General features: G+C 60.0%; 13 protein-coding genes. 4 read left to right on the top strand and 9 right to left on the bottom strand.

Annotated elements, in window-relative coordinates; genetic code table 11:
• Window positions 1–74 precede the first annotated feature (74 nt).
• The 4 genes from betI to AAEO81_RS28225 all read right to left on the bottom strand — a co-directional run bounded on the left by betI (window position 75) and on the right by AAEO81_RS28225 (window position 3,979).
• The gene (gene betI / locus AAEO81_RS28240) at window positions 75–674 is read right to left on the bottom strand and encodes a transcriptional regulator BetI (protein ID WP_341960393.1); all 600 of its coding nucleotides are present in this window, start codon (window positions 672–674) and stop codon (window positions 75–77) included.
• Window positions 675–940: 266 nt separating this feature from the next.
• Complete coding sequence (gene choV, locus AAEO81_RS28235) at window positions 941–2,122, bottom strand: choline ABC transporter ATP-binding protein (RefSeq protein ID WP_341960392.1); 1,182 nt, start codon at window positions 2,120–2,122, stop codon at window positions 941–943.
• Window positions 2,119–2,967: a choline ABC transporter permease subunit gene (choW, locus tag AAEO81_RS28230; protein ID WP_178115732.1), complete on the bottom strand. Its 849-nt coding sequence runs from the start codon at window positions 2,965–2,967 to the stop codon at window positions 2,119–2,121. The genes choV and choW overlap by 4 nt, the downstream gene beginning before the upstream one ends.
• Window positions 2,968–3,031: 64 nt before the next feature.
• On the bottom strand, window positions 3,032–3,979 hold the full coding sequence (locus AAEO81_RS28225) for a choline ABC transporter substrate-binding protein (protein ID WP_166596073.1): 948 nt from the start codon (window positions 3,977–3,979) through the stop codon (window positions 3,032–3,034).
• A gap of 478 nt (window positions 3,980–4,457) precedes the next feature.
• Between AAEO81_RS28225 and AAEO81_RS28220 the strand changes: the two genes are divergently transcribed.
• Both AAEO81_RS28220 and AAEO81_RS28215 read left to right on the top strand, forming a co-directional pair.
• Complete coding sequence (locus tag AAEO81_RS28220) at window positions 4,458–5,834, top strand: L-serine ammonia-lyase (RefSeq protein ID WP_341960391.1); 1,377 nt, start codon at window positions 4,458–4,460, stop codon at window positions 5,832–5,834.
• Between the two features lie 526 nt (window positions 5,835–6,360).
• Window positions 6,361–7,464 (top strand): GlxA family transcriptional regulator, encoded by a 1,104-nt coding sequence (locus tag AAEO81_RS28215; protein ID WP_166596071.1) that lies wholly within the window; start codon window positions 6,361–6,363, stop codon window positions 7,462–7,464.
• A 151-nt stretch (window positions 7,465–7,615) separates the two neighbouring features.
• Here AAEO81_RS28215 and AAEO81_RS28210 read toward each other — a convergent pair whose 3' ends face one another.
• The gene (locus tag AAEO81_RS28210) at window positions 7,616–7,882 is read right to left on the bottom strand and encodes a hypothetical protein (RefSeq protein ID WP_166596070.1); all 267 of its coding nucleotides are present in this window, start codon (window positions 7,880–7,882) and stop codon (window positions 7,616–7,618) included.
• A gap of 328 nt (window positions 7,883–8,210) precedes the next feature.
• Between AAEO81_RS28210 and rlmJ the strand changes: the two genes are divergently transcribed.
• Window positions 8,211–9,053 (top strand): 23S rRNA (adenine(2030)-N(6))-methyltransferase RlmJ, encoded by an 843-nt coding sequence (gene rlmJ, locus AAEO81_RS28205; protein WP_341960390.1) that lies wholly within the window; start codon window positions 8,211–8,213, stop codon window positions 9,051–9,053.
• A gap of 130 nt (window positions 9,054–9,183) precedes the next feature.
• Here the strand turns inward: rlmJ and msrA are convergent, their stop codons facing one another.
• The 4 genes from msrA to aceE form a co-directional block, all read right to left on the bottom strand.
• Window positions 9,184–9,843, bottom strand: coding sequence for a peptide-methionine (S)-S-oxide reductase MsrA (gene msrA, locus AAEO81_RS28200; RefSeq protein ID WP_166596068.1), 660 nt, complete (start codon window positions 9,841–9,843; stop codon window positions 9,184–9,186).
• Between the two features lie 135 nt (window positions 9,844–9,978).
• Window positions 9,979–12,672, bottom strand: coding sequence for an EAL domain-containing protein (locus AAEO81_RS28195; RefSeq protein ID WP_166596067.1), 2,694 nt, complete (start codon window positions 12,670–12,672; stop codon window positions 9,979–9,981).
• Window positions 12,673–13,044: 372 nt separating this feature from the next.
• On the bottom strand, window positions 13,045–14,703 hold the full coding sequence (aceF, locus tag AAEO81_RS28190) for a dihydrolipoyllysine-residue acetyltransferase (RefSeq protein WP_341960389.1): 1,659 nt from the start codon (window positions 14,701–14,703) through the stop codon (window positions 13,045–13,047).
• A gap of 151 nt (window positions 14,704–14,854) precedes the next feature.
• Complete coding sequence (gene aceE / locus AAEO81_RS28185; RefSeq protein WP_341960388.1) at window positions 14,855–17,503, bottom strand: pyruvate dehydrogenase (acetyl-transferring), homodimeric type; 2,649 nt, start codon at window positions 17,501–17,503, stop codon at window positions 14,855–14,857.
• Between the two features lie 386 nt (window positions 17,504–17,889).
• Here aceE and glnE point away from each other — a divergent pair, with 386 nt between their 5' ends.
• Window positions 17,890–20,841, top strand: a complete 2,952-nt coding sequence (glnE, locus tag AAEO81_RS28180) for a bifunctional [glutamate--ammonia ligase]-adenylyl-L-tyrosine phosphorylase/[glutamate--ammonia-ligase] adenylyltransferase (RefSeq protein WP_341960386.1) — start codon at window positions 17,890–17,892, stop codon at window positions 20,839–20,841.
• The last annotated feature ends 41 nt before the right edge of the window (window positions 20,842–20,882 follow it).

Below are 20,882 nucleotides of genomic sequence, written 5' to 3'. Positions count from 1 at the left end.
AGTTGTCTGTGATGGGCGTTGACCGGATGCGCCGAGCGCAGTGCCAATCGTTGTCGGGCCGCTTGCCGTCCCTATCAGGATCGGCGCGGCGCTTTTGCCAGTTGGAAATCCATGTATTCGTAGGCGATCTGTTGCGCCTGTTCGGTATCGAAGGCGTCACCCGAAAGCGCGCCACGCAGCCACAAGCCGTCAATCAACGCCGCCTGACCACGAGCGGCGGTGCGCGCCTGTTCCAACGGCAAGACGCGGCGGAACTGGCAGCACAGGTTCGAATACAGGCGGTGATCGTTGATCCGCTGTAAGCGATGCAGCGTCGGCGAGTGCATGCTGGTGGCCCAGAAAGCGAGCCAGGTTTTCATCGCCGGGCCATTGACCTGGCTGGCGTCGAAGTTGCCCTCGATGATCACTTTCAGATGCGCGCGCGGGCTGTCATCGGTCAGCGCCTGACGCCGCTCGGCGACGTTAACGATCAGCGCGTTCATCAAGTGGCGCATGGTCGCTGCGATCAGGCCGTTCTTGTCCTGAAAGTAGTGACTGATGATGCCGTTGGAGACCCCCGCCAGTTTGGCGATCAACGCAATGCTGGCGTCGCCCATGCCGACCTGGTCCACCGCCGTGAGCGTGGCCTGGATCAGTTGTTGGCGCCGAATGGGTTGCATACCGACCTTGGGCATCTGTGAGTCTCCTTGGCTCGCCGAGTGATCGTTAAGGACTGAAAAACGGCCTCCAGTCTATTGCTTTTTAATTGAACGTTCAATCAAGAAAAAACAGTGGGCGTGCGGAAAGGGCACGAAATATGCCGAATCAGCTTGTTGAAACGATCAATTGTAGGAGTGAGCTTGCTCGCGATTGCGTTCTGTCAGTCACTCCATTTGTTGGATCTACTGACGTTTCGCGAGCAAGCTCACTCCTACAGGTTTTGCGTGAAGCGTTTGTGCGGTCAGCCGTGGTTCTTGCCCAGCAGCGCGTGGTACAGCTCGCTGTCGCCGAGGATGCCGACCAACTGGTTGTTCTCTTGCAGCACCAGCTTGTTGCCGGTGTGGTAACGGATCTGCAGGGCTTCGCGCATGCCGATGTCCGAGTGCACGACGGTCGGTCTGCGGCCCAGATTCTCTACCAACTGACCCGGTTCCCAGCTTTGCAGGTCAACTGGCGCGCCGTGTTGACGCAGGCCTTTGATGGTGTTGCCGTCGGCCAGATCGATCCACGAATCGTTGCCCGGGTCCAGGCACACTTGGGAGCCGTTGATGCGGGTGCAATCGTTGATCGGGCGCATCAGGCTGCGACCGCACAGCACGTTCAGCGGGTTGGTGTGGGCCACGAAGGTCCGCACGTATTCGTCCGCCGGGTTGAGCACGATTTCTTCCGGCACGCTGTACTGAATGATCCGGCCGTCTTTCATGATCGCGATGCGGGTGCCGAGCTTGAGGGCTTCGTCCAGGTCGTGACTCACGAACACGATGGTCTTGCTGAGTTTCTTCTGCAGGGCCAGCAGTTCATCTTGCAGGCCTTGGCGAATCAGAGGGTCGAGTGCCGAGAACGGTTCGTCCATCAGCAGAATGTCGGCGTCCATTGCCAACGCACGGGCCAGGCCCACACGTTGCTGCATGCCGCCGGACAGTTCGTCGGGCTTCTTGTTGCGCCATTGAGTCAGGCCGACCAATTCGAGCTTCTCGTCTACCAGCTGGCGACGTTCTTTCTCAGGGCGACCCTGCATTTCCAGACCGAAGCTGATGTTCTCGCGAACGGTCAGCCAGGGCATCAGGGCGAACTTCTGGAACACCATCGCGATGCGCTTGGTGCGCATCATTTTCAGCTCGGCGGGCGTGCAGTTCGCGATGTTGATCTGCTTGCCTTCGTGCTCGACGAACAGTGAGCCACGGCTCACGGTGTTCAGGCCGTTGATGCAGCGCAGCAGACTGGATTTGCCCGAACCGGACAGGCCCATCAGTACGCAGATCTCGCCTTTGTTGATTTCCAGACTGGCTTTTTCAACACCGACGATCTGGCCGGTTTTCTTCAGGATTTCCGGCCGCGCAAGGCCCTGATCCAGCAGCTTGAGAGCCTCGCGCGGGTCTTTGGAGAAGACGACGTCTACCTGGTCGAATTTGATGATGCTCATGCGTCGGCCCTCACTTTAGCGTCGGGTTGTTTGCAGATACGGTCGAGCATGATCGCCAGCAGTACGATCGCCAGGCCCGCTTCGAAGCCCAGTGCGATATCAGCAGTGTTCAGTGCGTTGACCACGGGTTTGCCCAGGCCGTCGGCGCCCACCAGTGCCGCAATCACCACCATCGACAACGACAGCATGATGCACTGGGTGATACCGGCCGCGATGCTTGGCATGGCGTGGGGCAGTTCAATACGGGACAGCAGTTGACGGCGGGAGCAGCCGAAGGCTTTACCGGCGTCGAGCAGTTCTTGCGGGACATCGCAGATGCCCAGATAGGTCAGACGGATAGGCGCGGCAATCGCGAACACCACCGTCGAAATCAGACCCGGCACCACGCCCAGCCCGAAGAGGGTCAGGGTTGGAATCAGGTAAACGAAAGTCGGGACCGTCTGCATCAGGTCGAGGACCGGGCGCATCGCGGTGTAGAACCACGGTTTGTGTGCGGCGACGATGCCCAGCGGCACACCAATGACCACGCAGACCAGGGTGGCGAACAGCACTTGCGCCAGGGTCTCCATGGTTTCCTGCCAATAGCCTAGGTTCAGGATCAGCAGAAAGGAAATCACGACAAAGGCGGTCAGGCCCCACTTGCGCTGAATGAAGTGAGCAAGCAGAGCAATCAAGCCGATCAGAACGAAAGGGTTAAACCAGGTCAGGCCACCGGTAAGCCCGTGAATCATGGATTCCAGCGACGAAGCGATGGCGTCGAAGGTGCTGGCGCCGTGTTGCGTCAGCCATTCGACAAAGCCTGCGATGTACTGGCCTAGGGGGATTTTATGATCAGTCAGCATGATATCGATTGTCCGCGTGCGGGATGAAAAGAGGACAACAGGCGGGCGCGCCCGCCTGCGTGTCGAGTTACTTCGTCAGCTCGGCTTTAGCGGCATCCAGGCCAGGTTTACCGTCCACTGTGGTGACACCCGCCAGCCAGGTGTCGAGTACTTGCGGGTTTTTCTTCAGCCACGCCTTGGCGGCTGCTTCCGGTTTCATCTTGTCGTCGAGGATGTTGCCCATCAGCTCGCTTTCCATGTCGACGGTGAATTCCAGGTTCTTCAGCAACTGACCCACGTTGCTGCATTCCTGGCTGTAACCCTTGCGTGTGTTGGTCGCGACGGTTGCAGCGCCGAAGTCAGGTCCGAAGAAGTCGTCGCCGCCGGTCAGGTACTGGATCTTGAAGCGCTTGTTCATTGGGTGCGGTGCCCAGCCCAGGAACACCACGGCGGTGTCGCGTTTGGAGGCGCGGTCCACTTGCGACAGCATGCCGGCTTCGCTCGATTCGACGACCTTGAAGCCTGCGTCTTTCAGGCCGAAGGCGTTTTTGTCGATCATGCTCTGGATCAGGCGGTTGCCGTCGTTGCCAGGCTCGATGCCGTAGATTTTGCCGTCGAGGTCTTTCTTGAATTTGGCGATGTCGGCGAAATCGTGCAGGCCCTTGTCGTAGAGCGCTTGCGGGACGGCCAGGGTGTATTTGGCGCCCTTGAGGTTGGTGCGCACCACTTCGACTGTGCCTGCGTCACGGTAAGCCTTGATGTCGTTTTCCATGGTCGGCATCCAGTTACCGAGGAACACGTCCATGTTCTTGCCATCGGCCAGCGATTTGTAGGTCACGGGCACGGAAATCATCGTGGTCTTGGTTTTGTAGCCCAGCGACTGGAGGACAACGCTGGTGGTGGCCGTGGTGGCCGTGATGTCGGTCCAGCCGACATCAGAGAAATTGACCGTCTGGCAAGCGGCGGGCTCTGCGGCCTGGGCCAGCATCGGCAGACTCAACGCAACGCCTAGCAATAGCTTATGTGAACCTTTCATGGTTGGACTCCTTAGGTGCTTTCTTCTCGTCATCAGTCAGGGCTGACGCGTTTTTTTGGTGTCGGCGAGTCAAGTGGAAAAACAGCTCTATCACTGCGTCTGGCGATTGAGTCGACAACGATCATGTAACAGCCAAAATCAAACGCCTACAGGGTGCGTCGTAACCAGTACAGAGGGGGTCGTATCCAGTGTCAGTGACGTCGCTTACAGATTTTTTCCCCGTCCGCCGAACGCTTTTCGAGTGTCCTTGCGGCAAAAAGTGTCGAAAACAGTGGCACTTTCTCCACGCACAGTGCTGCCCCCTGCGGATCATCAGCCGCGGCGTTCGTGGACAAGAGTGAGTCGGTGTGAGACGCCGTCCCTCCAGATAAAAGGCTGATGATGCCGACATCTCGATGGACTGCAGCTAGAAGCGTAGCAGCTCCGTCTCCGGCCGCTTGGCGCGCCGGAAGCCCTGTTCTTCGGAGGTTTGCGGTAAATGGCTATCAGCGTGTTCGACCTGTTCAAGATCGGTATCGGCCCATCCAGTTCTCACACCGTGGGGCCGATGCGCGCCGCCGCGTTGTTCGTTCAGGGCCTGCGTGAAAGCGACAAGCTGGCGCACGTGGAACGCATCGAAGTGCGCCTCTATGGCTCGCTGTCGGCAACCGGTGTCGGACACGGCAGCGACAACGCCGTGATCATGGGCCTGATGGGCGAATGGCCGGACGCAATCGACCCGACCACCATTGGCCGTCGCATCGCCGAATTGCGCGAAACCGACACCCTGAAGCTCAACGGCGATCATCCGATCGCATTCGTCTGGCAGCGGGACATGTTGCTCATCGACGAAAACCTCCCTTATCACCCTAACGCCATGACGCTGATCGCCTTCGATGCGAGCGGCGAGATGCATCGCGACACCTATTACTCGGTGGGCGGCGGTTTTGTGGTGGACGAGGCACAGGCGGCCAGCGGCGTGCTCGATGCCGACAGCACGGTTTTGCCCTATGACTTTTCCAGCGCCGAAGAACTGCTGCGTCTGTGCGAGAAGCACAACCTGCGTGTCTCGGAACTGATGCTGGAAAACGAGAAAGTCTGGCGCAGCGAAGAAGAGATTCGCGCCGGGCTCATGCGACTTTGGAAAGCGATGCAAGATTGCGTCGAGCACGGCCTTAAAGAAGAGGGCGTGTTGCCAGGTGGCTTGAACGTGCGTCGTCGTGCCGCGCGTTTGCACCGCAGCCTTCAAGAGCTGGGTAAGCCCAACGTCATCGGCTCGACCCTGAGCGCAATGGAGTGGGTCAACCTCTTCGCCCTCGCGGTCAACGAAGAAAACGCAGCGGGCGGGCGCATGGTGACGGCGCCGACCAATGGTGCGGCGGGGATCATTCCGGCCGTGCTGCATTACTTCGTGAAATTCAGCGATGAAGTCAGCGAAGCCAACGTCGTGGATTATTTCCTCGGCGCGGCATCGATCGGCATCCTCTGCAAAAAGAACGCGTCGATTTCGGGCGCGGAAGTGGGGTGTCAGGGCGAAGTTGGTTCGGCGTGCGCCATGGCCGCTGCGGGTCTGGCCGACATTCTGGGGGCTACGCCTGAGCAGCTGTGCAACGCCGCCGAAATCGGCCTCGAACACAACCTGGGTCTCACCTGCGATCCAGTGGGCGGTCTGGTGCAAGTGCCGTGCATCGAACGGAACGCGATTGCGGCGGTGAAGGCCATCAACGCGGCACAAATGGCATTGCGTGGTGACGGCCAGCACTTCATCTCGCTGGACCGCGTCATCCGTACGATGCGCGACACCGGCGCCGACATGCACGACAAATACAAAGAAACGTCGCGCGGCGGGTTGGCAGTCAGCGCGGTGGAGTGCTGAGTCAATATCCCTTGTGAGGCAGACGCCAAACCTCCGGCGTCTCCCACATAAATTCCAAGTCTTCTCAAAAGATAACCTTGGCATCCCAACAGACCATGCCTTGCTTAATCGCTTCTGCTCGCTTTTCGCTCACGCGCCAAATCCGCCGCTACCTTTTGGCGCGTGAAGTGTGGGGTCATGGCGCAAAGCCATAACGCATGCATGCCACCGACCTACCGTCGGTCAGCCGTGCACTGGGTGACACTCCCTCAGCGTCTGATCTCGGGGTTTTTCACACAAGTGATACCGATTTGCTCACCCCGCCCAATGTTCTCAAGGCTCCCGGATCGATAGGTCGCTAACGGAACACCCATGTCGCTCCCGAATAGACGCATCGCGACGTCGCTATCAGAAGTTATTGAATGCCCATTCAACTTTAGGCATGGCATTTGCGTTGCAATAGACAAAGCTCTCCACTGACGAGGGCAAAACAACAAGAGCCTCTAATTGGGGCCATCAACCGCTTTTCGTGTGAGGAGATACCGTGATGACTTCGTTCAACTCCGGGGCTCAACCCCAGAACCGTGCGCCTCAATCCATCGGCTTTCTGCTGTTGGACAATTTCACACTCATCTCTCTCGCATCTGCGGTTGAGCCACTGCGTATGGCCAACCAGTTGTCTGGCCGTGAGCTGTATCGCTGGACCACACTGAGCGTCGACGGCGGCCAGGTCTGGGCCAGCGACGGTCTGCAAATTACCCCCGACGCGGCCATGCACAAGGCACCGGCGCTGGACACCGTGATCGTCTGTGGCGGCGTCGGCATTCAACGCACGGTGACTCGCGAACACGTGAGCTGGCTGCAAAGCCAGGCGCGCCAGTCCCGCCGTCTGGGCGCGGTCTGCACCGGCAGTTGGGCACTGGCATGCGCCGGTCTGCTCGACGGTTTCGATTGCAGCGTGCACTGGGAATGTCTGGCCGCGATGCAGGAAGCCTTCCCGCGCGTGGCCATGAGCACCCGTCTGTTCACCCTCGACCGTAACCGCTTCACCAGCTCCGGTGGCACCGCGCCGCTGGACATGATGCTGCACCTGATCAGCCGCGATCACGGGCGTGAACTGTCCGCCGCAATCTCGGAAATGTTCGTCTACGAGCGCATCCGCAACGAGCAGGATCACCAACGCGTGCCGCTCAAGCACATGCTCGGCACCAACCAACCGAAGTTGCAGGAAATCGTTGCGCTGATGGAAGCCAACCTCGAAGAGCCGATCGACCTCGACGAACTGGCCGTCTACGTCTCGGTGTCGCGACGTCAGCTGGAAAGGCTGTTCCAGAAATACCTGCATTGCTCGCCGTCGCGTTATTACCTGAAGCTGCGCCTGATCCGCGCGCGTCAGCTGCTCAAGCAGACGCCGATGTCGATTATCGAAGTGGCGTCGGTCTGCGGCTTCGTCTCCACGCCGCACTTCTCCAAGTGCTACCGCGAATACTTCGGCATTCCGCCGCGTGACGAACGCGTAGGCTCCAACACTGCACAGCAAGTGGCGATGATGCCGATTCCGCAAGCCATGGTGCTGGCGCCGCTGTCCGGCCCGTTGTCGGCCTTGAGCCAAGCGCGGAATGAATCGACGTTTGCGAGTGTGAGGCTGTAAAAGCAGGCGGGACAATATTGGGGTTATGTGCCGGGCGCATGACCCCTTGTGGGAGCGAATTCATTCGCGATCGGCCAGTACATCCGACAGATTTCTATCAGCTGTACGATCTTTCGCGAATGAATTCGCTCCCACAGTTTCCAGGGCGTGCTCAGGCCTGTGCGCGCCCTTTGTTATACGTCGCCAACGCGGGCAACAACTGCTGATCGATCGCCTGGCGCACCGCTGGCAGGATGGTCGCGCTGCCGCTGAGCATTTTCTCCACCAACTGACGCAACGCACGGGCGCGGTCTTCGGTCAGGCCGCAAACCGCTTGGGCGCAGGCCTGTTCGGCGGTGGCGCCTGATGGCATTTCAAAGCCGATGGATCTGAGTTGACCGAGAAGATCGTCTTGGTCGATCAGGTCTGCATGCATCATGACGCTCGCTCCTTTTATTGAGGTTGAGCCGATTCTGGTAGTGCGCCGCACGCTCGGCAATACCTGTCGTCGGCAATGTCTGGCATGCACATCACTGTGTCGGTTTCAGCTATGTAACCATTTAGTTAATTCGGCATAATGGCGTCATTCAACATTGCTCGGGCCACGGTTTGGTCACCCTCTAGCCCGCGCAAGTCCCTCAACCCCGGTTTTGTAACGGCTTAACCGGGGCTTTTTTTGCCTGACGTTTGGCGATCTTCGCCAGGCTACGGGCGGTCTGCGCAACGTCGACGGTTTTGGTAAACTCCGCAGCCTTCCAGGAGCCGCCATGAACTACCGTCACGCCTTCCACGCTGGCAACCACGCCGACGTCTTGAAACACATCGTCCTGACTCGCTTGATCGCGCTGATGTCGCGCAAGGAGCAGCCGCTCGCCTACCTCGACACCCACGCAGGCCTCGGGCTGTATGACCTGCAAGGCGATCAGGCGACTCGCACCGGCGAGTGGATCGAGGGCATCGGTCGTTTGTGGGAAGCGGATGACATTCCCGCCGCCGCTGCCGGTTACATGGACGTCATCCGTCACATGAACCGCAAGACCGGCGAGTTGCGCTACTACCCCGGTTCGCCTGAGCTGGCCCGGCGCGTCACCCGCGAGCAGGACCGCGTGCTGCTCAACGAGAAGCACCCCGAAGACGGCGCCCTGCTCAAAGACAACATGAAATACGACCGCCGCGTTGCTGTGCACCTGGGTGAAGGCTGGCACGTGCCGAGGGCGCTGCTGCCTGTGCAGGAAAAACGCGCCGTGATGCTGATCGATCCACCGTTCGAACAACTGGACGAGATGAAACGCTGTTCCGTGGCGTTGAAAGAAACGATCAGCCGCATGCGCCAGACCGTCGCGGCGATCTGGTACCCGATCAAGGACCAGCGCGCGCTCAAGCGTTTCTATCAGGAACTGGCGGAAACCGGCGCGCCGAAGCTGCTGCGCGTGGAGTTGCTGGTGCACCCGCTGGACACGCCGAACAGCCTGAACGGCTCGGGCCTGGCGATTGCTAACCCGCCGTGGGGACTGGAAGAGGAATTGCGCGAACTGCTGCCGTGGCTGGCCAGCAAGTTGGGGCAGACCCAGGGTGATTGGCGGATAGATTGGTTGATTGCCGAATCCTGAGTGGTTTCCCGGGTGTCCCCGATCCTTGTAGGAGTGAGCTTGCTCGCGATTGCGGTCTGTCAGGTTGGTCAAACGTGACTGATACGCCGCATCGCGAGCAAGCTCACTCCTACAGGGGATGTGTCGAGCCTTAAGGATTCAAGCTCGCCGGCATGCACACCCCGGTCCCGCCAATCCCGCAATAGCCCTGCGGGTTCTTCGCCAGGTACTGCTGGTGATACGCCTCGGCGAAATACACGGTCGGCGCCTGGTCGATTTCGGTGGTGATCTCTCCCAGACCGGCCTTGGTCAGTTCAGCCTGGAAAACCTTGGCGCTCGCCTGCGCCGCGTCCAGTTGCTCGGGCGTGGTGGCGTAAATCACCGAGCGGTATTGAGTGCCGATGTCATTGCCCTGGCGCATGCCCTGAGTCGGGTTGTGCAGTTCCCAAAACATCGCCAGCAATTCGTCGTAGCTGACTTTCGCAGGCTCGTACACCACCAAAACGACTTCGCTGTGGCCGGTCAGGCCCGAGCAGACTTCTTCGTAGGTCGGGTTCGGCGTGAAGCCGCCCGCGTAGCCCACGACTGTGCTGATCACGCCATCACGTTGCCAGAAACGACGCTCGGCGCCCCAGAAGCAACCGAGACCAAAAATCGCGAATTCCACGTCTTCGAAGAACGGCCCGAGCAGCGGACGGCCATTCACGAAGTGGGTTTCAGGGAGGGCCATCGGGGTTTCACGGCCCGGCAGCGCTTGCTGGGCGGTAGGCATTTCGTTTTTGTTCACAAGAATTTCCGAACGCAGAGCCATGAGGTCAATCCTCTCTGGACAGGTGACTGCCGTTAGTGGGGTCAGAATGTTCTGATTCAACTGTAGGCGACAAGTTTGCCGCACATCGTCAGGAGGGGAAAGTGTCGACGGGAGGCGTAGGACGGGGACGTTGAATCAGGCCAATGGCCCGCGAGGGTAGCGGCGCAGGGCTTCGATCAGGTTTTCGCCAGGGATCGGCTTGTCGAACAGATAGCCCTGACCCACGTCGCAACGGTGGCGGCGCAGGAAGGCCAATTGCTCGGCGGTCTCGATGCCTTCGGCGACCACGGTGAGCTTGAGGTTGTGCGCCATGGCGATAACGGCCGAGGTGATTTCCATGTCGTCTTGGTCATCCGGAATGTCGCGGATGAAGCTGCGGTCGATCTTGATCACATCGATGGGGAATTTCTTGAGGTAACTGAACGACGAATAGCCGGTCCCGAAATCGTCCATGGCCAGGGTCAGGCCCAGGGTTTTCAGGGATTCCAACTGCAAGCGCGTGTCTTCTGTCGCTTCCAGCAGCAGGCCTTCGGTCAGCTCCAGCTCCAACAGGGAAGGGTCGAGCTGTTCTTCGCGCAGGATACTGGCCAGCGAACTGACAAGATCCGGGTCGGAGAACTGCTTGGGCGAGACGTTGATCGCCACGTGCAGCTTGCCGTAACCGGCGGCGGTCAGTTGCTTGCTCATGCGGCATGACTGGCGCGCCACCCACTTGCCAATCGGGATGATCAGGCCAGTTTCTTCGGCCACGCTGATGAACTGGTCCGGGCGGATCATGCCCTTCTCAGGGTGATTCCAGCGCAGCAGCGCCTCCATGCCCAACAACCGGCCGGTGCGCAGGCACAGCTTGGGTTGGTAGAAGACTTCCAGCTCGTTCTGGGTCAGGGCGCGGCGCAGGTTGTTCTCGACGAACAGTTTGTAGCTGGCCTCTGCGTTCAGCGCTTCAGTGAACACCTGTACCTGATGCTTGCCGTTGGCCTTGGCCTTGTGCAGCGCCAGGCCTGCGTTCTTCATCAGGGTCTGAGGATCGCGGCCATGCAACGGCGCGCAGGCCAGGCCCACGGAGCCGGTGACGCTGATCAACTGGTTGTCGACGAACATCGGCTTGTCCAGCGTCGTCAGCACCTGGCTGGCGATGCGCTGACCTTCGTCAGGGCCGGTGTCGTCCAGCAAAACGGCGAATTCGTTACTGGCAAACCGCGCCAGAATGCCGGTCGGGCTGAGGCTGTTGCGCAGGCGACGTGCGAGGCTGATCAGCAATTTGTCGCCGGTCTGGTGGCCGAGGCTGTCGTTGATGCGCTTGAAGTTGTCGATGTCCACCAGCAACAGGCTGATCGGCGTCTCGATGTCCCGGGCGAAATGCTCGTCGAGGGTACGAATGAACGCGGGGCGGTTGCCCAGATTGGTCAGGTTGTCGGTGTAGGCCAGGCGCTCGATCCGCTGTTGGGAGAGCTTGGCTTGAGTGATGTCTTCGTAGATGCCGATGTAGTGCGTCAGTTCGCGGTTGTCGCCATAGACCTTGGAGATCGACAACTGGCCCCAGTACGGTTCCAGGTTCTTGCGACGGCTCTTGAACTCACCCTGCCAACTGTTGCTGGTGGCCAGGCTTGAGTTGGCGTCGAGCAGCAGAGAGTTCAGATTCTCCAGCGCTGGCAGTTCCGACAGGCGGTGGCCGTGGACTTCATCAGCGGAGTACTGAGTGATTTCCGTGAAGCTCGGGTTAACGTACTCAACCACGCCATCGCAATTCACCAGCAGAAACGCGTTGGCACTTTGCTCGACCGCACGCTGAAACAGGTGCAGGGCGTTGGTGGCGGTGCGGCGGTTGTGGTTGTTGATGGCGTGGGCGAATTGATCGGCCAGCTCTCCCGCGAACGCGATTTCATCGGATTGCCACTCGCGACCTATTTCGGTGTGCTCCAGGCACAGTACGCCGACCACCTGTCCGTCGATGCGCACGCTGGCATCGAGGATCGCGCTGATCTGGCGCGGCAGTAGGCTTTCGGCCAGTTCCTTCGTGCGCGGGTCTTGCTCGAAGTCGTTCGCATCAATGGCACGGCTGGTGTGCAACGCTTCCAGATAACTGGGGAAGCGACTGATGTCGATGGGCCGGGCGGTGAGGTATTCGTCGGTGTCGCGGCGGTATTCCGCGATGGGCTCCAGCGTTTGGCCGTTCAGGTTCCAGATCGCGGCGCGGGCGATGTCGTAGATTTCGCAGGCGCTTTTGGTGATCAGCTCGGCGGCTTCCTGCAACGAGTTGCTGGAGCTGTAGCGGTGTTTCGCCAGACGCAGGATCAGGCTTTGCTGAGCGCGAACACGCTCCAGGTGCTGCAACTGCTCGTGTTGCGCACGCTGATTGAGCTCCAGCGCGATTTGCAGCCTTGAGTTCTGCACTTCCAGATCGGGGCTGAACGTCAGCTCGCTGGCGTCGAACACTTCGTCGACCACCATCAGATAGCCCCGCAGCAGCTCGCGGTTATGCTGTCGATAGCCTTCGCCGACTTCCAGCAGACCCAATGGGCCGCGTGTGGTGTGCAGGGTGTAGCGAATGACGTAATGCGAGTTGCTGGCCATCTGCATCTGGATGGCGTCGTGCAGCTGATAGCGCGCTTCCGGCTCCATCAGGCTCGCGTAGGGCGCGCCGATGAGGGCGCACAGCTCCACGGCGGGCATGTCGAATTGCTTTTCACAGCTGGGGTCCAGGTACAGCATCGCCCAGCTGGCTTCATTCAGCCGCTCGAAACGCAGCATGCCGAGCCGCGAGGGCACCGGCAATTGCGTCACGACCTCGGCTGCCGATCGGGCGGCAGCATCAGGTTGGCTTTTCATGAAGGAACTCGCTTTAAGAGTACTGTCGCGCATGGGCAGGCGCCCATTGTGAAATCGCGTGTCGCAAGGTTGCATCATGGCGAACGGGCTGACAAGTGAGCGCGATGGCTTAGTGCTATAAATCTGTCGGCAAATCGCACATTAACTGAAGGTTGTTGGTCGGATTTGTCGGAAAGAGAGGGTAAGTGGTTGTTATTCGTGATTCTGAGGCGCTTCCAAGTCTGTTAATACCCGATTTCCCGGGGGATGTCTGCCCTACAGACTCTTCCCACGCCCAAAAAAAGCCCCGCCAAATGGGCGGGGTTGAGGTACGAGCGTGGCAGCTCGAAAAACAGCGAAGGCCCGTCTCGCAAGAGGCGGGCCTTGTACGGCTTACAACAGGATGGTGCGGATGTCGGCCAGCACGTCGCCCAGACGCTTGGTGAAGCGTGCAGCTGCGGCGCCGTTGATCACGCGGTGATCGTAGGACAGCGACAGCGGCAGCATCAGGCGTGGCTGGAAGGCTTTGCCGTCCCAGACCGGTTGCATGGTCGCCTTGGAGACACCCAGGATGGCGACTTCCGGCGCGTTGACGATCGGCGTGAAGCCGGTGCCGCCAATGTGGCCCAGGCTCGAAATGGTGAAGCAGGCGCCTTGCATGTCGTTGGCCGACAGCTTTTTGGAGCGCGCTTTTTCAGCCAGTTCAGCGGCTTCAGCAGCCAGTTGCAGCAGGTTCTTCTGATCAACGTTCTTGATCACAGGGACCAGCAGGCCGTCCGGCGTATCCACCGCGAAACCGATGTGGAAATACTTTTTACGGATGACCGCCTTGCCGCTTGGGGCCAGCGAGCTGTTGAAGTCCGGCAGTTCCTTGAGCAGGTGCGCGATGGACTTGAGCAGCAGTGGCAGCACGGTCAGCTTCACGCCCGCTTTCTCAGCGACGGCTTTCTGCGCAACGCGGAAAGCTTCCAGGTCGGTGATGTCGGCCTGGTCGAACTGAGTGACGTGCGGGATGTTCAGCCAGCTACGGTGCAGGCCGGACGCGCCCAGTTGCATCAGGCGGGTCATCGGCACTTCTTCGATTTCGCCGAAACGGCTGAAATCGACTTCCGGGATCGGAGGAATGCCCGCGCCGCCGGTTGCGCCGCCAGCAGCAGGCGCTTCCTTGGACTTGGTCATGATGGATTTGACGTACGCCTGCACGTCTTCCTTCAGGACACGGCCGTGTGGACCGGTGGCAGCCACGGCGCTCAGCTCAACGCCGAACTCGCGAGCCAGCTGACGAACAGCCGGGCCAGCGTGGACTTTCGCGCCGCTCGCTGCCGGGGCCGCTGCCGGAGCAGGTGCTGCTTCAGCTTTCGGTGCAGGAGCCGCTGCCGGTGCCGCAGCCGGTGCGTCAGCCTTGGCCGGAGCCGGTGCAGCCGCCTGAGCAGGAGCGGCGGCAGGCGCTGCGCCCGCGACTTTCAGTTTCAGGATCAGATCGCCAGTGCCGACTTCGTCTTCGACCTTGACGCTGATGCTTTCGACCACGCCTGCGGCGGGAGAAGGGATCTCCATCGAGGCTTTGTCGGATTCCAGGGTGATCAGGGATTGATCAGCTTCGATGCTGTCGCCCACCTTGACCATCAGCTCGATGATGCGAGCCTTGCCCGACGAACCGATGTCCGGCACGTGGATGTCCTGAACGGTTGCTTCGGCGGCAGGTGCAGGCGCAGCGGCCGGTGCTGGGGCAGCCGCTTCCGCAGGCTTTTCAGCGGCAGCAGGGGCAGCAGCCGGAGCGGCAGCAGCAGGCTCGGCGGCAGGCGCAGCGGCGGCGTCGCCTTCCACTTCCAGCTCCAGCAGTTCGTCGCCTTCTTTCAGGCGGTCGCCCAGCTTCACTTTCAGGCTCTTGACCACACCGGCTTTCGGCGCAGGGATTTCCATGCTCGCCTTGTCCGACTCCAGCGTCAGCAGGCTCTGGTCGGCCTCGATGCGGTCGCCAACCTTGACGAACAACTCAATGACTTCACCGTCACCGCTGCCGATGTCGGGTACACGAATTAGCTCACTCACAATGTCTCTCCTCAGGAGAACCTGTTCACTCGACTGCGCCGGTCCAGTAGCAACGAAACAGCCCTGGATGCTCATTTACCCGAAGTAAATTCCGCATCGTCGGCTGCTTCGCGCAATCTGTCAGCGCTCTATACGATCTTCAGCGCAGACCTTAGCAGTCCAGCGGGTTGCGTTTTTCCGGGTCGATGCCGAACTTGGTGATGGCTTCCGCCACGACTTTCGGTTCGATATCGCCACGGTCTGCCAAGGCTTCCAGGGCCGCCAGCACGACGAACTTGCGATCGACTTCAAAGAAGTGACGCAGCTTCTTGCGGCTGTCGGAACGGCCGTAGCCGTCGGTGCCCAGGACTTTGTATTCCTTGGTCGGAACCCACTGACGGATCTGGTCAGCGAACAGTTTCATGTAGTCGGTCGATGCGATGACCGGGCCTTTGCGACCATTGAGGCACTCTTCAACGTAGCTCAATTGTGGCTTCTGGCCTGGCTTCAGGCGGTTGCTGCGTTCGGCGGCCAGGCCGTTGCGACGCAGTTCGTTGAAGCTGGTGACGCTCCAGACATCGGCGCCGATGTTGAACTCCTCGCGCAGGATCTTCGCCGCTTCACGCACTTCGTTGAGGATCGTGCCGCTGCCCAACAGTTGTACGTGATGAGCCGCTTCGCGCTTGTCTTCTTCCAGCAGGTACATGCCCTTGATGATGCCTTGCTCTACACCGGCCGGCATTGCTGGCTGATGGTAGTTCTCGTTCATCACGGTGATGTAGTAGTAGACGTTTTCCTGCAGCGTCATCATGCGATGCGTGCCTTCCTGCATGATCACTGCCAGCTCGTAGGCATAGGCAGGGTCATAACTGCGCACGTTCGGGATGGTGCTGGCCAGAATGTGGCTGTGACCGTCTTCGTGTTGCAGGCCTTCACCGTTGAGCGTGGTACGCCCGGAGGTGCCGCCCAGCAGGAAGCCACGAGTCTGAGCATCGCCAGCGGCCCATGCCAGGTCGCCGATACGCTGGAAGCCGAACATCGAGTAGAAGATGTAGACCGGCAGCATCGGGGTGTTGTAGTTGCTGTAGGCCGTACCCGCCGCGATGAACGAGGAGAACGCGCCTGCCTCGTTGAGGCCTTCCTGCAGGATCTGGCCGTCTTTCTCTTCGCGGTAGTACATGACCTGGTCGCGGTCGACTGGCTCGTACAGCTGGCCGACTGGCGAGTAGATACCCAACTGACGGAACATGCCTTCCATACCGAAGGTACGGGCTTCGTCGGCGAGGATCGGAACGATGCGCTTGCCCAGTTCCTTGTCCTTCACCATCGAGGCGAGGATACGACCGAACGCCATGGTGGTGGAGATTTCGCGGTCGCCCGAACCATCGAGCACCGACTTCAGCGTGTCCAGCGACGGCGTCGGGATGCTGATGTTGCCGCGGTTGCGCTGAGGCAGGGAGCCGCCCAATTTCTCGCGGCACTTGCGCAGGTATTTCATTTCCGCGCTGTCTTCGGCCGGACGGTAGAACGGCAGCGATTCGAGTTCGGAATCGTTCAGCGGAATGTCGAAGCGATCACGGAATTTCTTCAGCGACTCGATATCGACTTTCTTGGTGTTGTGCGCGGTGTTCTTCGCTTCGCCCGCACCGGTGCCGTAGCCCTTGATGGTCTTGGCGAGGATGACGGTAGGCTGGCCTTTGTGGTTGACCGCCTGGTGGTACGCCGCGTAGACCTTGTACGGGTCGTGGCCGCCACGGTTGAGTTTCCAGATCTCGTCGTCGGACAGGTTCTCGACGCGCTTGAGCAGCTCTGGATCGTCGCCAAAGAAGTGCTTACGAACGTACGCGCCGTCTTTGGCCTTGTAGTTCTGATACTCGCCGTCGATGGCTTTGTCCATGCGGCGCTGCATGAGGCCGTCTTCGTCCTGGGCGAACAGTGGGTCCCACATGCGGCCCCAGATGACCTTGTTGACGTTCCAGGCGGCGCCACGGAATACGCCTTCCAGTTCCTGGATGATCTTGGCGTTGCCGCGAACCGGGCCGTCGAGGCGCTGCAGGTTGCAGTTGATGACGAAGATCAGGTTGTCGAGGTTTTCACGACCGGCCAGGGAGATGGCGCCCAGGGTTTCCGGCTCGTCGCACTCGCCGTCGCCGATGAAGCACCAGACTTTTTGCTTGCCAGCCGGGATGAAGCCACGGTTTTCCAGGTATTTCATGAAGCGTGCCTGGTAGATCGCGGTGATCGGACCCAGACCCATGGAAACGGTCGGGAACTGCCAGAAGTCAGGCATCAGGTGCGGGTGCGGATACGACGACAGGCCGCCACCGTCCACTTCCTGACGGAATTTCAGCATCTGCTCTTCGCTCAAGCGACCTTCGAGGAAGGCGCGAGCGTAGATGCCTGGCGAGGCGTGGCCCTGGTAGTAGATCAGGTCGCCGCCGTGTTCTTCGGTCGGGGCCTGGAAGAAGTAGTTGAAGCCGATGTCATACAGGGTCGCACTGGAGGCGAAGGTGGAGATGTGGCCACCCAGATCTGGGTCTTGCATGTTGGCGCGCATCACCATCGCCAGGGCGTTCCAGCGAACGATCGAACGGATGCGGCGTTCCATGAACAGGTCGCCGGGCATGCGTGCTTCGCGGGTAACAGGGATGGTGTTGCGGTATGGCGTGGTGATGGAGTACGGCAGCTGCGAACCACTACGTGTGGCCAGCTCGCCCATACGGGTCATCAAATAATGAGCACGGTCTTCGCCTTCTTTGTCGAGAACCGATTCCAGGGCGTCCAGCCATTCCTGGGTTTCGACGGGATCGAGGTCTTGCATGGCTTGCTCCAGGGCGGAAAGGCTTCCAGAATCGGTTGCCTGAGTTTGTTGCGACTGGCCTTGTGGGCAGACGACGTAAAAATTCTTGGAGACCGGAGTGGTACCCGGCGTTGTGTAGTTTTACTACAAATCTCCAGCCGTTTCAGCTTTTTGACTTGTATATACAGTAGTAAAACTACAGCTGAACGATGTTTTCGCTCATGTATTGCGATGAATCAAATGAAAAATGTTGGTAGAAACCATAAAAAGATCAGCTGACTAATCATGCTGGCAACCAATAACAGGCAAATGCCAGCAATTTTTAACCTTTGTTCGACAGTCCAGTCCGTTTTGTAGGGGAAAACCCCTCGGCGGGTAGCCTTTTGAACGCCGATCAAGGATAGACCATGAGCCTTCCCTCGCTGGCCAATCTGCCGGCCGTCCTTCTGCCGTTGGCCTCGCGCGCGCAGCAATCCTTTCGCGCTGCGCTCACCGCTATGACCGAGGGCGGACAGACAACTTTCGATGCCTGGTCCGCTGAGCGTCTGACCGCATTTGATCGCGTTTGCGCGTCCAGCGACTTTGTCGCCGAACAGGTCGTGCGCGACCCGCAGATGCTGCTCGACCTCGCTGAATCTGGCGAGCTGGAGCGCAGCTTTGCGGCCAATGAACTGCGTGAGCACATCGCCAACGCGGTGGCCGAAGCGACCACCGACGATGAGCTGGGGCGTAATCTACGTCGTCAAAGGACGCGTCAGCAAGTCCGAATTATCTGGCGCGACCTCACACGCCAAGCCGATCTGATCGAAACCTGCCGCGACCTTTCCGACATGGCGGATGGCAGTATCGACCTCGCATACCGATGGTTGTATGACAGACATTGCCAACAGTTCGGCGTCCCGACGGGCCGTCGTACGGGCGAAGCCCAGCAAATGGTCATCCTGGGCATGGGCAAGCTGGGCGCCGTCGAGCTTAACCTCTCTTCTGACATCGACCTGATCTTCGCCTACCCCGAAGGCGGTGAAACGGTGGGCGTGAAGCGACCACTGGACAACCAAGAGTTTTTCATTCGCCTCGGTCAGCGATTGATCAAGGCGCTGGATCCGGTGACGGTTGACGGTTTTGTATTCCGCGTCGACATGCGCCTGCGGCCTTACGGTTCGTCCGGCGCGCTGGTCTTGAGCTTCAACGCGCTGGAACAGTATTACCAGGACCAGGGCCGCGACTGGGAACGCTACGCCATGATCAAGGCGCGGGTCGTCGGTGGCGATCAGGCCAAGGGCAGCGAGTTGTTGGAAATGCTGCGACCGTTCGTCTATCGCCGCTACCTCGATTTCTCTGCCATCGAGGCGCTGCGCACCATGAAACAGCTGATTCAGCAGGAAGTCCGGCGCAAAGGCATGGCCGCGAACATCAAGCTGGGTTCAGGCGGCATTCGCGAAGTGGAGTTCATCGCTCAGGCGTTTCAGTTGATTCACGGCGGACGCGACCTGAGCCTGCAACAGCGGCCACTGCTCAAGGTGCTGCGCACGCTGGAAGGGCAGGGCTATCTGCCCACGGCGGTCATCACTGAGCTGCGCGAAGGCTACGAATTCCTGCGCTACACCGAGCACGCCATTCAGGCGATTGCCGACCGCCAGACCCAAATGCTCCCCGAAGACGACCGCGATCAGGCGCGCATTGCCTTCATCATGGGGTTTGTTGATTGGGACGCCTTCCACGCGCAGCTGATGTACTGGCGCGGACGGGTCGATTGGCATTTCCGCCAAGTGATTGCCGACCCCGACGAGGAAGAGGGTCAGGAAGACGGCGGCGAAGAGATTGTCGGCGGCGAGTGGCTGCCGCTGTGGGAAGAGTCTCAAAACGAAGAAGCCGCTTGCCGCCAATTGCAAGACGGCGGGTTCGTCGATGCGCAGAAAGCCCTGAAACACCTGAATAACCTGCGCAACAGCTCGCAATTGCGCTCGATGCAGCGACTGGGGCGCGAACGGCTCGATGCATTCATTCCGCGACTGTTGGCTCAGGCGGTCGAACACGCCAACCCCGATCTGGTGCTGGAACGGGTGTTGCCGCTGGTGGAAGCCGTCGCCCGGCGTTCGGCGTATCTGGTGCTGCTTACTGAAAACCCCGGCGCGCTTCGGCGTTTGTTGACGTTGTGCGCCGCCAGTCCTTGGATCGCCGAGCAGATCGCCCGCTTCCCGCTGCTGCTCGATGAGCTTCTCAACGAAGGTCGTTTGTTCAGCCCGCCGCAGGCATTGGAGCTCGCCGCCGAACTCCGCGAACGACTGACGCGCATCCCCGAGGATGATCTGGAGCAACAAATGGAGGCGCTGCGTCACTTTAAACTGGCGCACCGGCTGCGCGTTGCAGCGTCGGAGATCACCGGCAGCCTGCCGTTGATGAAGGTCAGCGATTACCTGACCTGGCTGGCCGAGGCGATCCTTGAGCAAGTGCTGGCACTGGCCTGGCGGCACACCGTCGCACGTCATGGTGCGCCGCGCCGTCCTGATGGCACCTTGTGCGATCCGGGGTTCGTGATTGTCGGTTATGGGAAAGTCGGCGGCATTGAACTGGGGCATGGTTCGGACCTGGACCTGGTGTTCATCCATGATGGTGATCCCCAGGCGGAAACTGACGGGCCGAAGCCGATCGACGGCGCGCAATTCTTCACACGACTGGGTCAGCGGATCATTCACCTGATCACCACGCAGACTAACTCCGGCCAGTTGTACGAAGTGGACATGCGCCTGCGGCCCTCGGGCGCGGCGGGTCTGCTGGTCAGTTCGCTGGGGGCGTTTTCGCGCTATCAGGAGAACGAAGCCTGGACGTGGGAGCATCAGGCGCTGGTCCGTGCGCGGGTGCTGGTGGGCAGCACGGATGTGGGCAAGGGATTTGAAGGTGTGCGTGCGTCGGTGCTGGGGCGCGAGCGTGATCTGGCGACGTTGCAACAGGAAGTCAGCGACATGCGGGCCAAGATGCGCGACAACCTCGGAACCAAGGGCACGCTTGCCGGGAAGGGGGCAAATGCCTTCGAACCCTCGTCGTCGTTCGATCTCAAGCAGGACGCCGGTGGTATCGTCGATATCGAATTTATGGTGCAATACGCGGCCTTGGCGTGGTCCAGAGAGCACCCCGCGCTGCTTCGATACACCGATAACATCCGCATTCTCGAAGGCCTGGAAGAGGCAGGGCTGATGCCCGCCGCCGACGCGAGCCTGTTGCGTGAGGTGTATAAAGCGTACCGTTCCGCCGCACACCGACAGGCCCTGCAGAAAGAGGCCGGCGCGGTCAGCGGTGATCAGTTCGCCAGCGAGCGGCGTGAAGTGATGCGGGTCTGGGGGCAGTTGGGGTTGAGTTGAGTCGTCTGAAAAGTTGAGATGACTGCTGGCCCTATCGCGAG

It is taken from the genome of Pseudomonas sp. RC10, from assembly GCF_038397775.1.
Classification (GTDB): Bacteria; Pseudomonadota; Gammaproteobacteria; order Pseudomonadales; family Pseudomonadaceae; genus Aquipseudomonas; species Aquipseudomonas bambusae.
Note: the sequence above shows the minus strand (reverse complement) of the source record. Positions and strands in the feature narration are given on the sequence as shown.